Genomic DNA, 14,998 nt, shown 5'->3' on the forward strand with positions numbered 1-14,998 from the left:
TCATGGTCAAACGCCTGCTCCGCAGTAATGGACACAAGCCAGGTCCGCATCATCCATGGCGTAGATCTTACAAAGCCTTTTATGACAAGGGGTGACAAATTCGCTGAACAATTAGGGTGACATTTTCGCTGGACAACAACAATTGCATGTACAAATTGAATCGCCACAGGGCATCAAACCTAAAATAAATCCATTAAGGAGCAATCCAAACTGCTTCAGATAGAGCCTGGCTGGCACTCTGACCTGGCTGGAGCATGGAGAGGACGGGAAATATAACAGACACAGAGGCACAAGGTCAGATTAGTGCTTTACATTACTATTGAACTTGATTTATGGTAATCTGGCAAGATAGTATCGTGCAATTCCAGCGAGATGCAAGGGAGGCAAGCAATGCCAGTAGATGTCAACTTGATGCTTGGTGGCGAGGCGGGACAGGGGGTACAAGCTGCGGGCTATGTCATGGCCAAAGCTTTGGCCCGCGGCGGCTATCATATCTTTGCTGATCAGGACTATGAGTCCAGGGTAAGAGGAGGACACAACTTCTTCCGGATCAGGGCAGCAGACAGAGAGGTAGGAGCTATTTCTGAGGCACTGGATGTGCTGCTGGACTTCAACGGAGAGAGCATCGACTTACACAAGAAGGAGTTAGCCGATAAAGGCGTCGTGGTTTTTGACAAGGACAAGGTGAAGAATATCGATGGCAGCATAAATCACTTCGGGGTGCCTCTGGAACAGCTGGCAGAGGATGCTGCTAAGAACAAGATCATGTCCAATGTAGTGGCTCTGGGAGTAACCATGTCTCTGTTGAACTATGATCTCGATTTGTTGGGCAATGTAGTGTCGGAACATTTCGGTGCCGGCGATGCAGGCAAAGCCAACGTTGCCGCCGCCACTGCCGGATATCAATATGCCAGGGCAAACTTCAAAGGCGATTTCATCAAGCATCTCAGCCCAACAGGCAGGTCCAAAAGGATGCTGCTTGACGGCAATCAAGCTATTGCCCTGGGAGCAATGGCCGCAGGCTGCAAGTTTGTGGCAGCATACCCTATGACTCCTTCTACTTCCATAATGGAGTATATGGCAGCCAAAGCCGACGACTTTGATCTTGTTGTAGTGCAGCCAGAAGATGAGATCGCAGCTATCAATATGATTATTGGGGCCGCTTTTGCCGGGGTGCGAGCTATGACCGTCACCTCAGGAGGCGGGTTCTGCCTCATGGTTGAGGGATTGGGGCTGGCAGGCATGACGGAGACGCCCATTGTAGTCGTAGACGGCCAACGTGCCGGCCCGGCTATCGGTCTGCCCACCAGAACAGAACAGGGTGACTTGGAGTTTGTCCTTCATGCCTCGCACGGTGATTTCCCCCGGGTAGTGCTGGCTCCCGCTACCATACAGGATGCCTTCTGGATCACTGTCAAGGCTTTCAATCTGGCGGAAGAGTACCAGCTGCCTGTGATTATTCTTAGTGACCAGTATCTGGCCAGTTCCTATGCTACAGTAGAGACCTTCGATCTTTCCCGGGTAGAAATCAAGAGAGGCCAGCTCCTCCCGGAGTCAGAGATAGCCAAGTCAGGAGAGTATCGAAGGTATGAGATCACGCCATCAGGCATATCCCCTCGGGCTCTCCCTCTTCAGCAGAGGGCCCTGGTGGTCTCCGACTCTGATGAACATGACCAGGAAGGGCACCTGATCGAGGATGCTGAGACCAGGACTGCCATGATGCTGAAGCGGCTTCGCAAGCTCGAAGGGCTGAGAAAAGAGATCGCTGAACCTCGGATCTATGGTCCTGCACAGGCTGAAATGACCCTTATAGGTTGGGGCAGCACCTACGGCGCTCTCAAAGAAGCAGTAGACCTCTCAAATCGGGACGGTCTCAAGGTGAATCTGGTGCACTTGAATGAGATATGGCCTTTCCCTGCTGAGGCTGTGACCCAGGCTCTCCAGGGAACCAAGATCAGATACGCCGTAGAGAACAATGCCACTGCTCAGTTGGCCCATTTGCTTCGGGCTGAGACCGGCTATCAAGTTACGGGTAAGATACTCAAGTTTGATGGCCACCCCTTTTCCCCCGGTGACATCGTGAGAGAGCTCAAGAAGGAGGTAGCCTGACGATGGTAAAGATGTCTGATTATGCAGGAAAGCCTCCTGCCTGGTGTCCAGGGTGCGGGAATTTTGCCATTCTGACGGCGGTTAAGCGAGCCCTTGTTGAACTCGATATCGAACCTTATAGAGTATTAATGGTCTCTGGCATCGGCCAGGCAGGCAAGTTGCCTCACTATACCAGATGTAATGTGCTCAATGTCCTTCATGGCAGGACTCTTCCTGCTGCCGCCGGAGCAAAGATAGCCAATCCGGAATTGGTGGTTATCGCTGTAGGGGGAGACGGAGATGGCTATGGCGAAGGTGGCAACCATTTCCTCCATTCCCTACGCCGGAATCACGACATCACGTACCTGGTACACAATAACCAGGTCTATGCTCTGACAAAAGGACAGGCCTCTCCCACCAGTGATCTGGGCTTTGTCACCAAGACAACCCCTCATGGAGCATGGATGCCCTTGAATTCCTTGGCTGTGGCCATCGCCGCTGGTGGCAGCTTTGTAGCCAGAGGATTTGCCGGAGACGTCGACCACCTGGTCGGGCTGATCAAAAAGGGAATGCACCACCGGGGTTTTGCACTTATTGATATCCTCCAGCCCTGTGTTTCGTTTAACCATAAGAATACCCATGCCTGGTATCGGGAAAGAGTCTACAAGCTGGAGGACACCGATTACGATCCCAGCAACAGGCTGGCTGCCTTTGAAAAGTCGCAGGAATGGGGAGACAGGATACCCATCGGGGTGATCTACAGGGAAGACAGAGCTACCTTTGAAGAGCAAATTCCAGCCCTGAAGAAGGGCTCACTGGTGAAGCAAAAGATTGATCCCAGGCAGGTTGAGGTTTTGATGCAGGAGTTCGTATAGCGGTTGGACGGATATATAATGTTCACCGATCCAGGATTGGTGAGGCTCTTTGAGCCAATGCTGTTAAACGCCGGTAGCTGGCAGCAGGATCAGTCTGCAGGAATACGGCACTGCCCACACAGATAAAATCAACACCAATTTGGGCAATGCGAGCAACATTGTTTTCCTTGATGCCCCCATCAACACCTATTTTGACATGAGGTACAGTGCTATGGAACTGAGCCATCTTGTCCATAACACCAGGTACAAACTGACTGCCATAGAAGCCAGGATGGACTGTCAAGAAGAGTACGCAGTCCACTTCATCGACCAGCGGGAGGATTGCCGAGATAGGTGTGTCCGGGTTGATAGCCAACCCTACACTCAAGCCGAGACGCTTTGCCTGAGAAATGATGTCTTCTGGCAAAGGAGTAGCCTCAAAGTGGAAGATGACCTTCTTCGCACCGGCCTTCTGAAAGCATTCAAGGTATTTCTCAGGCTGTTGTACCATGAGGTGGACTTCCCAGTTGAGCTTTGTGGATAACGCAGCGATATTCTCACAGCCTATGCTGCATGAAGGCACGAATCGGCCATCCATAATATCGAACTGCACATAGTTGGTGAAGGTTTCTGCCTGACGTATCATAGTCTCGAGGGACTTAGGATCGTCAGTTAGAATAGCAGGCACAATCTGACTGAACTTGCCCATCACCATCTCCTCTTCACACTGAATATCGCTAACCATAGGCATGTTACTATAGCCGTGGCACAAACAACTGTCAAAGCAGTCAGGGTATTTTCTCCCGGATCAGAGGTGATTGTAGGTAGGGGAAACAGAAGATGTCAAGGACACGACTAGTGTGATATTCTCCCTTGTGCTTGGTTGTGGGGCTGATCTATAATCAGCCAGAAGGATTGGGCCGATTTCTGATGCTGAAGATTGTACGTTTCTTATTGCTGTCTGTTGTGTTCGCCTCTGCCCTGATAGCGACCAGCGTTCATGCCGATGCACCGTTTGTCTATGTACTCAAGGTAGACGGGACGGTGAATCCGACCCTGGTCAGCTATATCGACCGGGGCATCACCCGGGCAGAAGAGGATGGCGCGGCTGCCTGTATTATTGAGTTGAATACACCCGGGGGGTTGCTTTCCTCCACAGAGGACATAGTCAGCCGCATCTCTCAAGCCAGTGTTCCCGTTGTAGTTTACGTACCAAGCAGCGGATGGGCCGCTTCAGCGGGGGCCTTTATCACTCTGGCTGCTGATGTAGCTGCGATGGGACCTGGGAGTGTGATCGGGGCGTCAACCCCCATAGCAGGTGGAGGAGGAGAGCTTTCCGGGGATGAAAGAAGCAAGGCGGTTAACCTGGCACGGCAATGGATGAAGAGCATCGCCGAAGAACATGGCCGGAACGAGGAAGCAGCTATGGCTGCCGTGACGGAAGCAGCCTCCTTTTCACCTGCAGAAGCATCCGGGATGGCAGTCCTGTCCCGGGAGAACCAGGAAATCCTCGGTGTGGAACGCCTTGATCCCCCGCTCATCGACGACGCCGGTGCCGTGGATATTGAGGAGCTTATGGAAAGACTCAGCGCAGGAATAACCCTCGCCAATGGGGAGACATTCACTATCCCGGCTGGTGTCAGCATCCGTTACATTAACATGAGTGCGTTGGAGCGGTTTCTCTTTGCCATCAGCGATCCCAATATTGCCTATATCCTTCTCAGTATCGGCGCACTCGGTATCCTGGTAGAGCTGCTGCATCCGGGGATTATTCTGCCTGGAGTAATGGGCGGGGTCTGTCTGCTCCTCGGCATATACTCCCTGGGCATGTTAGGTGCCAACTATGCCGGAACCATACTGATTATACTTGCCTTTGCGCTTTTTGTGGCTGAGGCTTTCACCACCACTTTTGGTTTGCTCTTTGCAGGGGGTATAATCTCTCTTGTGTCAGGCTCCCTGCTGTTATTCAGCGGTACACCTTTCGAAATTGACCCCTGGCTTATCGCCGTAGTGGTGGCCTTCTTCAGCGCTATCGCTATCTTTCTCATCACTGTTATCGTCAGGGCACACCGAAGCCCAATCACCACAGGGCGAGAGGGACTGATTGGGCAGACTGCCGTAACACGAACACCACTTGACCCCAAGGGAACAGTTTTCGTTGAAGGGGAGACCTGGAATGCCTGGGTCGAGAGCGGCACTATTGAGGCTGGAGAGGAGGTGGTAGTGACCCAGGTTGAGGGGCTACGGCTGAAGGTAGTTAAGAAATCTAAGCAGGAGGTGAAATAATGGTTTTTGTATGGATTGCTGTGGTCGCCGTAATATTTCTGCTGCTGATCTTTACGGCAGCAATTAGAGTCGTAGCTCAATATGAGAGGGGAGTCGTGCTTCGGCTGGGAAGGTTCACCGGCATTAGAGAACCAGGGCTGCGGCTGATTATTCCTTTCATTGACCGGATGTGGAAGGTAGATACCCGCATAGTGACTATGGATGTTCCAGCACAGGAAGTGATTACCCGGGACAACGTCACTATCAAAGTCGACGCCGTGATATATCTGCGGGTAATAAATGCAGATGATGCAGTGCTTAAGGTCGCAGATTATATTCGCGCTACCTCCCTCATTTCTCAGACCACTCTGCGTAGCGTTATAGGACAATCTGAGCTTGATGAGCTTCTGGCTCACCGTGACAAGATCAATGTAAAGTTGCAGCAGATTGTCGATGAACAAACAGGTCCCTGGGGGATAAAGGTGAGCGCAGTGGAGATCAAGGATGTGCTCCTCCCCGAATCGATGCAGCGTGCCATGGGGGCACAGGCTGAAGCTGAGCGAGACAGGAGGGCCAAGATCGTTCATGCTGAGGGCGAGCTGCAGGCATCCGAGAAATTAGTTCAGGCTGCGGCTATCCTCTCCACCCAACCTGCTGCCTTACAACTGCGTTATCTGGGTACGCTGAAAGAGATAGCTACCGAGAGGACAAACATGGTGATTTTCCCACTGCCCATAGATATTCTGACGGCCTTCATGGGCAAGGGGTCATCTTCAGGGAAGAGCTAAGAAACCACTTAAAACACCAAAAATGCTACAGCCTCCAGGGAATACTCTCTGGAGGCTGTCTTTGTTTGTGCTCTATCAAGCCTGGAAGCCCTGTCGGTGGTTACCTCAGCCACACGTCCAAACACATAGCCAGGAAGATCAGGCCCAGGTAAGGGAAAGCAGATATTTTATATACTTTCCAGGCATCGCGTGACGCGCCCGAAATCAGCAGACGAGCGCTGGCATAAACCATGACAACACCCAAAACGACCGCTACTGCGAGATAAAGGAAACCGAAGCCACCGCTGAAGTAGAGGGCTAAAGAGGCAGCCAATAGAGGTAATGACAGCAAAATAAGTGCCGGTACCGCCTTCCTGAATTCCCGGCTTAGAGGGAAGTACCTCACACCACCCTTGATGTAATCATCCCGGTTGGCAAGCATGACGCTCCACACGTGCAAGGGTATCCAGATACAGATCATCAGGCAAAGGAGAAGCAGTGGGAGTTCGAATTGAGGTCTGAAAGCAAACCAGGCAATCAGTACCGGAGCACAGCCTGATATAGCTCCAAGAAAGGGGCAGAGTACCGTCTTCCGCTTGATTACGGCAGCCAGAGTACCTATCAGGCCGAAGACAAAACAGAGGGGATGGAGAAACCAGGCCAGTCCCAGCGCGATTACTGTAAGCACTATCGTGAACCATAGAGCCTTCTCCGGAGGATCTATACGCTTAGACGGCAACACCCGCCGCTTTGTTCTCTGCATCCGGGCATCGATATTGCGGTCAATGTAGTTAGTCAGTCCATTGACTCCTCCGCTGCCCAGAGTGATGGCCGCCAAGGTAAGAAGGAGGCGACCCAATGAGGGCATTCCCTCGACTGCTATAATAGCAGTGCAGAGACCAATAAAGACAAGCAGGCTTGTTTCACGAGGCTTTAGTACCTCAATGTAGGTCCATAGTCTACCAGCCAGATTTCTCATCGTCTTTATCTCAATTATACAGCCATGCATCTGACCCTGGTATCATCCGTTTCCAAAACGGGCAGTTCCGTCTTGGAGAAATGACTTGACTCCATCCAGGGCATCTTGGCTGGATAGTACCAGCGCAGCTAGTTTTCGCTCCAGCTTAAGCCCTTCCTCCAGGCTCATATCGCCTCCCCTGACTATGGCCTCTTTAGCACATCTGACTGCCAGAGGAGGCAGCGTGGCTATTCGCCCGGCTAACGTCTCAGCAGTAGAAAGCAACTCTCTCCGGGGCACAACACGGTTCACCAGGCCAACAGCCAGAGCCTCTTGTGCATCAATCCAGCGATTGGCCAATAACATCTCCAGTGCCTTGGATATTCCTGTAGTCCGAGGCAGTGTCTGTGTGCCCCCGGCTGCAGGAATGATTCCCAGGGTTACCTCAGGAAGCCCAAACCGGGTACCCTCAGCAGCAATCCTCAGGTCGCAACAGAGCGCCATCTCGACACCCGAACCCAAGACATACCCATGGAGAGCAGCAATCAGAGGTTGTGGGAGGTTCAGAAACAGCCCCCAGACATCGCGTTCCCATCTCACCTGGCGTGCTATCACCGGCGACGGCGCAGTGAGAAACTCACTCAGGTCAGCCCCAGCACAGAAGGCCTTCTCACCAGCGCCCTTGAGAATAACCACCGCTACCTCAGTGTCTTCTCTTATGGCCCCCATTACTTGACATAATTCGTCGCGCATCTGAGTACTATAGATATTCAAAACATGAGGACGATTGAGGGTAACAAGCCCTATACCCCCTCGCTTCTCATAGATTATGGTCTGAAAGCTGCTTCCTATCTGGCCCGGGCACATAACTCTTCAACCTCGATCTCTGTATAGTACTTTCCGATATCGCTCAGAAAGTGGGCATCGCTATTACTCAGCAAGAGGAGGTGATGCTCTTCGGCCAATCGTCTTATCATGCCTTCGTCCATCTCATCATCATGAAGGGGATTTCTAAGCTCAAGGCCATGGATGCTCTGATCTATTCCAGAAGCAAGGTCTGCGACAGGCGGATAGCCAGGGTGCCCTATGAACCTGAAGATTACGTCGTCAGGAAGGTAGAGCACCACGACATGCAGCGATCCCTTGTAAATCTCCTGGCCCGGTATAACCAGTATCTCACCATTGAAATGCTGGTCAACTATCTCCTTTACCTTGTAGCCGTAGGCTCTGTTGTAATGCTCCGTGATGCCGATTCCATCCAGCCCACCGGCCTTAACCGCAGCTACGATCTCCTCTACAATGTCCACAGTAGGAGTATAACGGGAGGTTGCCTCACTACAATGGGTATGCAAGTCAAGCTTCAAACCAGCTAGCCTCTATTCTCCTTTGAAGCGAGGCTGTTTCTTCTCACGGAAAGCCTTTATGCCTTCAATGCGATCCTGGGTTGTCTGAAGAATCATGTAAAGATCACATTCGAGCCTCAGCCCCTGCTCCAAGGTTAGATCCATCCCCTTATTCACTGCTTCCTTGGCATACCTCATGGCAATAGGCGCCCTGGAGGCTATCTCCCTGGCCAGCTTCTCCGCTTCGGGAAGAACCTCGTGCGATGGGACGAGCCGGTGAACCAACCCAATACGATACGCTTCATGAGCATCGATGGGCTGAGCAGTAAGAATTATCTCCATTGTCTTGCCCCGACCCACAATCCGCGGCAGCCATTGTGTAATGCCACTCGCCGCAAGATAACCACGGCTGAGATCGGGAACAGCAAAAGAAGCCTCCTCTGAGGCAATCCTGAGATCGCAGGCTAGTGATAAAGCTAAACCAGCCCCGAAGGCATCCCCATTGACAGCAGCCACAACGGGACAGTGAATGGCTGCCACCACTGCTGCCACATTGTAGCGGAGAGTGAATTCCTTCAGCGCAGAGAGGGATGGTGGATCACCGAGGATATCTCCAGAAAATTGGCCCAGGTCTTCTCCAGAGCAGAAGTCTTTTCCTCCCGCGCCACTGATGATGACTGCCCTGGTATCCTGGTCGCGGGTAATTCTCTGGCAGACCTCCTCCAGCTCCACAGCCATTGGGATATCGATAGCATTGGCTGCCTCAGGGCGGTTAAGGGTTATGTAACTAACATAGTCCCTCTTATCATACACAACCGCCTTGTAGCTCATGAGGGACGTACTGCCTCCACCACTAAGACCATGATAGCCAACAGGTACAAGGAGTGTCAAGGCACAGAACTTAGTGATTGTCCCCGTGGGGCAGGACAAAAACGTAAGGCACTCCAGCCAGGGGGTGCGATTGCACCTGCACCACGGCGGAGAAGACCTGCCCTATTATATCTGGAGTCAGAACAGCAGAGGGCGTTCCATCAGCAAAGATGCGACCCTCTTTCAGCAGGACAAGACGCTGGAAGTAGAGTGAGGCCAGATTGAGGTCATGCATGGCAGCAATAATAGTGATGCCATGCTCACGGTTGAGTCTCTTCAGCAGTTGCAGAATCTCCACCTGATGGTTGATATCCAGATGCGCGGTTGGTTCATCGAGCAGGAGCAACCTGGGTTGCTGGGCCAGGGCCATGCCCAAGATTACCTTCTGACGCTCACCGCCGCTCAGCTCACTGAAAAACCTCTCTCTCAAATGCGTGATTCCCACCAACTCCATAGCCTGGTTGACCACAGCCCGGTCGCCTCTTGCTCCATCAGAAAATACCTTCAGAAACGGGGTTCGCCCCAGCATCACCACCTCCTCGACCCTGAAGGCAAAGGACATCTGGAACTGCTGAGGGACTACAGCCACCCTTTGTGCCACCGCCTTCCGCTTCGCACAGCGCAGATCAAGACCATCAAGGTGTGCTTCTCCTTCAGCAGGATGGAGAACACCGCCGATGAGCCTGATAAGAGTGGTCTTTCCCGAGCCATTGGGCCCAATCAGGCCAACCATCTCCCCCTCCTGAACGGAGAGATCGGTGTTCTCCAGCACTGGCCTGCCATCATAAGCAAAGGAAACACGCTCTAATCTAACAGCGTTCATGCTTAAAAGGCGTACTCCTTTCTGGTGCGTCGGAGCAGATATATAAAGAAGGGCGCCCCTACCAGGGCAGTGATTATGCCCACTGGTATCTCGCCCGAGGAAGTGAGGGTCCGGGCCAATAGATCAGCAATTACCAGGAAGGCAGCCCCCCCCAGGGCTGAGGCGGGTATCAGAAGCCTGTGTTCGGGCCCCAATACCAATCTCATTGCATGCGGAGTTACCAGACCCACAAATCCAATAAGGCCGCTAATAGATACAGCAGCGGCAGTCAAGACTGAGCCCAGGGCCAGAATTATGATCTTATCCCGTTCGACATTGATACCAACGTAAGCCGCCCCCTCCTCTCCCAGCGAGAAGGCATTGAGGCGAAACGCCAATAACCGAGCCAGCACGACGCCGCCAATAACGATCGGGGCAACAATGACTATCTGCCCCCAGCCGGTTACCGAAATACCGCCCATGAGAAACATGTAGACAGAGTTGATCCGGAGGTGCAGCCGGTCGCTCATTGTTATGAGGAGAAACATCAAAGCCGATAGCATGGCACTCACAGTAAACCCGGCCAGGAGCATGCTGACGACAGGCGTTTTACCACCCACCCGGGCCAGATAATAGACCAGCATGACAGTGGCCAGAGCTCCACCAAAGGCAAGCAGAGGCACCAGTCCGAAACCAAGAAAGGCCAGGCTGATCGGCAAAAGCATAGCTACAGTAATCCCGAGAGCCGCCCCGGCGGAGGTGCCGATAATGTAGGGATCAGCCATAGGATTACGCAGCAGTCCCTGAAAAAGCACCCCTGCTGTGGCCAGAGCTGCCCCTATCAGGGCGCCACCAACTACCCGGGGCAACCTCACCTGAAAGAGGATTGTCTCATCAACCGATCGCCAGGTAGGAGTGAAGTCAAAAACGGCCAGCTTATTCAGACTCATTTTGACCACATCTGGAAGAGAAATAGACACCTTCCCCAGAGCGGTTGCCATCAATAGACAAAGTCCAAGAAACCCCAGAAGCACCAACAAAACAGCTACCTGGCGATTCCTCTGCAAAACGGCCCGCATGTTCTTAATCACCTGCTTTCAACGCGGCGGCTCCATCAGTGATGATCACCACCCCTTGCAGGTCCAATGAGTGCAACAAACAGCATCCTCCAAATAAAAGCTGCTAACCCTGAGGCTCTCTGCCATGTGGTAAACGACGATTCTGCACAATGCAAAAGGGCAAAGGCCTCGTCAAAAGGGAAAACTTGACTCCGGCTCAGCCTGCGAGGGGGAAAGGGAAATCCCCTTACCCGGCAGAGCAAGGGGTTGTTACAGCGCTCTGGTCATATTTGCACCCTCTTTCTCCGCGGAGGCATCCAATCAGCCCGGCTGAAACGGTTTCAAGCCAAGGCTGTTTGACAGGGGTCGGCGTTCTGACTATCACAGCAGGCGGGACTGTGCCGGATTCTCACCGGACTTGCTTTCCAATTAAGCCCTCGCTCGTGCTCGGGCGCCCCTGTATCGGATATAAACTCTCGATCAATTATATAGGCAATACCATCAAAAAGGCAAAGGTTGTATTCCGCCTGCTTTGCTAGTATACTGACCTCACTAAACCAAGCTACCGCAGGGGAGCTCAGAGGCTGAGAGTTCTTCATCTTTACCCGAAGGAATGTGAGGGACAACCCTTTGAACCTGAACTCGGTAATACGAGCGTAGGGAGGCGGTTCAATATTGACCAGGAACCGTTGACTGAGGCTCTTGGTCTTTTTGGTTTTATGAGGAAAGCAGAATGACACAGCTTGAGTTGGCCAGAAAAGGCATTATATCTCCCCAGATGAAGCTGGTGGCGGAGAAAGAGGCGGTGGAGCCGGAGTTCATTCGAAGTGGGCTCGCTGAGGGAACCATCGCCATCCCGGTAAATCTCAGGCACACCAATTTGAGCCCTTGCGGCATTGGCAGGGGTCTGTCCACCAAGGTCAACGCCAATGTGGGCACCTCCTCCGACTACGGCACCATCGACACCGAACTGGAGAAGGTCCGGGTGGTTATGGAGTATAAGGCTGACGCCGTGATGGATCTCAGCACCGGAGGCAACATCACTGCCATCCGCCGTGCCATCCTGTCTTCATGTCCCCTTCCTCTCGGCACTGTGCCCATCTACCAGGCCGGCATCGAAGCGGTGGAGAGACGGGGAGCCATTATCAATATGACCGCCGATGACCTCTTTACCGTTATTGAGCAACAGGCAGAGGACGGGGTGGACTTCATGACTGTTCACTGCGGGGTGACCCAGAGGGCTCTGGCCCAACTGAAATCACAGAAAAGATTGACCAATGTGGTATCCCGGGGAGGAGCTTTCCTCATTGGCTGGATGCTGCATCACGATCAAGAAAACCCGCTATATGAACAGTATGACCGCCTTCTTGAAATAGCCCGTCGCCACGATATCACCCTGAGCCTTGGCGATGGGATGCGTCCCGGCAGTCTGGCTGATGCTACCGATCGCTGTCAGATTGAAGAGCTGGTCACTCTGGGGGGACTTGTGGAGCGCTCCTGGGTGGCAGGGGTCCAGGTCATGGTTGAAGGACCGGGCCATGTGCCCCTTGATCAGATCGTGACCAATGTGCAACTCGAAAAGCGCCTGTGCAAAGGAGCTCCCTTCTACGTGTTGGGACCTCTGGTAACGGATGTCGGTGCCGGCTATGACCATATCACGGCAGCCGTCGGTGGCGCTATCGCAGCAGCCGCCGGTGCGGACTTCCTCTGCTACGTCACACCTTCCGAGCACCTTTCTCTGCCGGACATCGATGATGTCAGGGAGGGTATCATCGGCACCCGCATTGCCGCTCACGCCGCCGATATTGTCAAAGGCGTAAAGGGGGCTGCCGACTGGGACAGGAAGATGTCCACCGCTCGCAAGAACCTGGACTGGGAGGAGCAAATCAGGCTTTCCCTCGACCCCGGGAAGGCACGACGTTTACACAGCCGCTTTGCCACTGAAGGAGACACGTGCAGCATGTGCGGCCCCTACTGCGCTATGGCCCTGGTGGAGAAATATCTGGGCACCCCGGTAGTGAAATGCGCTTTCTGAAGCCATATCTATGAATTCTGGTATGGGTGTCATTCCTGCGAAAATAATGGCCCGCTTCCATCCCCGGTGATTGCCTTATGGGCACAGGTGGAAATTCAGAGATGTAGCGCAGGTCTTTAGACCTGCCCCGGGCAGACCTGAAGGTCTGCGCTACTACTAACGGGAGGGGGGATAAGTGGTGCAGTCAAATGAACGCTGAGATCATCTCCATCGGCACTGAGATCCTCCTGGGAGAAATCACCGACACCAATGCGGGCTACCTGGCAGCCCAATTGCCTCTGCTCGGAGTGGATTTGCGCTGGATCACCGTGGTTGATGACAACCTGGAGAGACTGACTGAAGCCTTCGAGAGAGCCTGGGGGCGCTCTGACCTCATTCTCACCACGGGAGGTCTGGGGCCGACACAGGACGACCTCACCCGCGAGGCCATAGCCCGGATGCTGGGTGAAGAGCTCAAGGTCTCTGATGCACTGGGGCAGGAACTGCGAGCCATCTTCACCGCTATGGGAAGGGATATGCCGCCGAGCAACATCAAGCAGGCCACGCTTATTCCCTCTGCTCAAGGCATCCTCAACCCCAGAGGCACTGCCCCCGGGTGGTGGGTAGAAAGAAACCGGAAGATAATAGTGGCCATGCCTGGCCCGCCGCACGAGATGCAGCGTATGTGGGAGAAGGAAGTCATGCCCAGGCTTCACGAGAGGCTGCAGAAAGATGTAGTGCTCCTTCGCACCATCAAGTCCTTTGGCCTGTCCGAAGCGGAGGTGGATCAAAGGGCCAGCCCTCTTTTCTCATCGGTCAATCCCACCCTGGGCATCTACGCCAAGCCGGATGGCATTCATCTGAGGTTGATCGCCAGGGCCTTCAGGCGTGAAGAGGCCGAGAAAATGATTGCTCAGGCCGAGGGCCAACTCCGTGATGCCCTGGCCGATCACATCTGGGGCTTCGATGATGAAACTCTGGAAGGAGTGGTAGGGCAACTCCTCAGCCGACAGGGACTGATATTGGCTACTATGGAATCCTGCACCGGGGGTCTTCTGGCCAGCACCCTGACTGACGTCCCGGGAAGCTCCGCCTATTATAAGGGGGGCTTCGTGGCCTACTCCAATGAAATGAAGATCGCTCTGGGTGTCGATGGCCGGCTTATCGAAAAGCACGGAGCAGTGAGCCGCCAGGTAGCTGAGGCCATGGCGGAGGCAGCTCGGCAACAACTGAAGGCAGATATCGGCATTGGCATTACTGGTGTGGCCGGCCCGGACAAACTCGAGGAAAAACCACCGGGCCTGGTTTACGTCGCCACATCAGACAAAGCTGGGAGAAAATCGGCCGAAGGCAGATACCCACCCCGCCGGATAGACGTCAAACGCCGTGCCACCACTCATGCGCTGTTTCTGCTCAGGCAAAGGTTGCTCAAGCCAAATCCGAAATCCTAATATCTAAATCCCAAACAATATCAAAATTCAAAAGAGCCAAATCCGAGACTGCCACCCCACCACCGCCTCCATCTCTCTGAATTTCCCATTTCGGTATTTGAACTTGTTTAGAATCTAGAGCTCGAGACTTTGGGATTTGAAGGAAATCTATCGAAGATACGATTCTCATTCTCCTTGACCACCCGCTGATAGTGATGATATACTTACTGTCAGTAGGTACAATCAGGGGGTATACAAATGGTCATAGGACTGAAGAGGATGGGATAAGGGAGTAAACTGCTAGTCTAGTGTTTCATAAACTGCTTTACAACGAGCGAGCTTGTCAAGAATGGCTTTGGCGGAGGCTTTCCACATCAACGGTTTAGGGTCGGCATTGGATATTGTCAGGTACTCCTTAATGGCATGGATCAACTCAGGCACACTTCCGAAGCTTCCACGCCGCAGACGCTTTTCCGTCAACTCCCCCAACCAACGCTCAACAAGGTTCAGCCACGACGAGCTCGTGGGCGTGAAGTGCATCATGAACCG

General features: G+C 53.2%; 14 protein-coding genes and 2 riboswitches. Of the genes, 6 read left to right on the forward strand and 8 right to left on the reverse strand.

Features of this window, described 5'->3' with window-relative positions; translation table 11 throughout:
- The first annotated feature begins 390 nt into the window (after positions 1 to 390).
- Positions 391 to 2,109 carry a 2-oxoacid:acceptor oxidoreductase subunit alpha gene (locus NTZ04_05280; protein ID MCX5991723.1) on the forward strand — a complete coding sequence of 573 codons (1,719 nt, stop codon included), beginning with the start codon at positions 391 to 393 and terminating at the stop codon, positions 2,107 to 2,109.
- Between the two features lie 2 nt (positions 2,110 to 2,111).
- On the forward strand, positions 2,112 to 2,963 hold the full coding sequence (locus tag NTZ04_05285; GenBank protein ID MCX5991724.1) for a thiamine pyrophosphate-dependent enzyme: 852 nt from the start codon (positions 2,112 to 2,114) through the stop codon (positions 2,961 to 2,963).
- Between the two features lie 22 nt (positions 2,964 to 2,985).
- Here the strand turns inward: NTZ04_05285 and NTZ04_05290 are convergent, their stop codons facing one another.
- The gene (locus NTZ04_05290; protein MCX5991725.1) at positions 2,986 to 3,651 is read right to left on the reverse strand and encodes a ribulose-phosphate 3-epimerase; all 666 of its coding nucleotides are present in this window, start codon (positions 3,649 to 3,651) and stop codon (positions 2,986 to 2,988) included.
- Positions 3,652 to 3,872: 221 nt separating this feature from the next.
- Here NTZ04_05290 and NTZ04_05295 point away from each other — a divergent pair, with 221 nt between their 5' ends.
- Both NTZ04_05295 and NTZ04_05300 read left to right on the forward strand, forming a co-directional pair.
- Positions 3,873 to 5,228 carry a nodulation protein NfeD gene (locus tag NTZ04_05295; GenBank protein ID MCX5991726.1) on the forward strand — a complete coding sequence of 452 codons (1,356 nt, stop codon included), beginning with the start codon at positions 3,873 to 3,875 and terminating at the stop codon, positions 5,226 to 5,228.
- Complete coding sequence (locus NTZ04_05300) at positions 5,228 to 5,995, forward strand: slipin family protein (protein MCX5991727.1); 768 nt, start codon at positions 5,228 to 5,230, stop codon at positions 5,993 to 5,995. The genes NTZ04_05295 and NTZ04_05300 overlap by 1 nt, the downstream gene beginning before the upstream one ends.
- A gap of 100 nt (positions 5,996 to 6,095) precedes the next feature.
- Here NTZ04_05300 and NTZ04_05305 read toward each other — a convergent pair whose 3' ends face one another.
- The 6 genes from NTZ04_05305 to NTZ04_05330 form a co-directional block, all read right to left on the reverse strand.
- Positions 6,096 to 6,953 (reverse strand): protoheme IX farnesyltransferase, encoded by an 858-nt coding sequence (locus NTZ04_05305; GenBank protein MCX5991728.1) that lies wholly within the window; start codon positions 6,951 to 6,953, stop codon positions 6,096 to 6,098.
- Between the two features lie 42 nt (positions 6,954 to 6,995).
- Entirely contained in the window at positions 6,996 to 7,799 is an 804-nt protein-coding gene (locus tag NTZ04_05310) for an enoyl-CoA hydratase-related protein (GenBank protein MCX5991729.1), read from the reverse strand.
- Positions 7,781 to 8,296: a hypothetical protein gene (locus tag NTZ04_05315; protein ID MCX5991730.1), complete on the reverse strand. Its 516-nt coding sequence runs from the start codon at positions 8,294 to 8,296 to the stop codon at positions 7,781 to 7,783. Before NTZ04_05315 ends, NTZ04_05310 begins: the two co-directional genes overlap by 19 nt.
- A 12-nt stretch (positions 8,297 to 8,308) precedes the next feature.
- A complete protein-coding gene (locus NTZ04_05320) occupies positions 8,309 to 9,106 on the reverse strand; it encodes an enoyl-CoA hydratase-related protein (GenBank protein ID MCX5991731.1) in 798 nt (265 codons plus the stop codon).
- A gap of 70 nt (positions 9,107 to 9,176) precedes the next feature.
- Complete coding sequence (locus NTZ04_05325; GenBank protein ID MCX5991732.1) at positions 9,177 to 9,968, reverse strand: heme ABC transporter ATP-binding protein; 792 nt, start codon at positions 9,966 to 9,968, stop codon at positions 9,177 to 9,179.
- A 2-nt stretch (positions 9,969 to 9,970) separates the two neighbouring features.
- Positions 9,971 to 10,948: an iron chelate uptake ABC transporter family permease subunit gene (locus tag NTZ04_05330; GenBank protein MCX5991733.1), complete on the reverse strand. Its 978-nt coding sequence runs from the start codon at positions 10,946 to 10,948 to the stop codon at positions 9,971 to 9,973.
- A gap of 403 nt (positions 10,949 to 11,351) precedes the next feature.
- A riboswitch (cobalamin riboswitch) is annotated at positions 11,352 to 11,479 on the reverse strand.
- A gap of 85 nt (positions 11,480 to 11,564) precedes the next feature.
- A riboswitch (TPP riboswitch) is annotated at positions 11,565 to 11,686 on the forward strand.
- Between the two features lie 52 nt (positions 11,687 to 11,738).
- Here NTZ04_05330 and thiC point away from each other — a divergent pair.
- Complete coding sequence (gene thiC, locus NTZ04_05335) at positions 11,739 to 13,040, forward strand: phosphomethylpyrimidine synthase ThiC (GenBank protein ID MCX5991734.1); 1,302 nt, start codon at positions 11,739 to 11,741, stop codon at positions 13,038 to 13,040.
- Positions 13,041 to 13,228: 188 nt separating this feature from the next.
- Positions 13,229 to 14,470 (forward strand): competence/damage-inducible protein A, encoded by a 1,242-nt coding sequence (locus NTZ04_05340; protein MCX5991735.1) that lies wholly within the window; start codon positions 13,229 to 13,231, stop codon positions 14,468 to 14,470.
- A gap of 279 nt (positions 14,471 to 14,749) precedes the next feature.
- Here NTZ04_05340 and NTZ04_05345 read toward each other — a convergent pair.
- Positions 14,750 to 14,998: IS630 family transposase (locus tag NTZ04_05345; GenBank protein MCX5991736.1), on the reverse strand; the 249-nt coding region annotated here is incomplete at its 5' end.

This window comes from Chloroflexota bacterium (assembly GCA_026389585.1).
In the GTDB taxonomy this organism is placed as follows: Bacteria; Chloroflexota; Dehalococcoidia; order UBA2247; family RBG-13-53-26; genus JAPLHP01.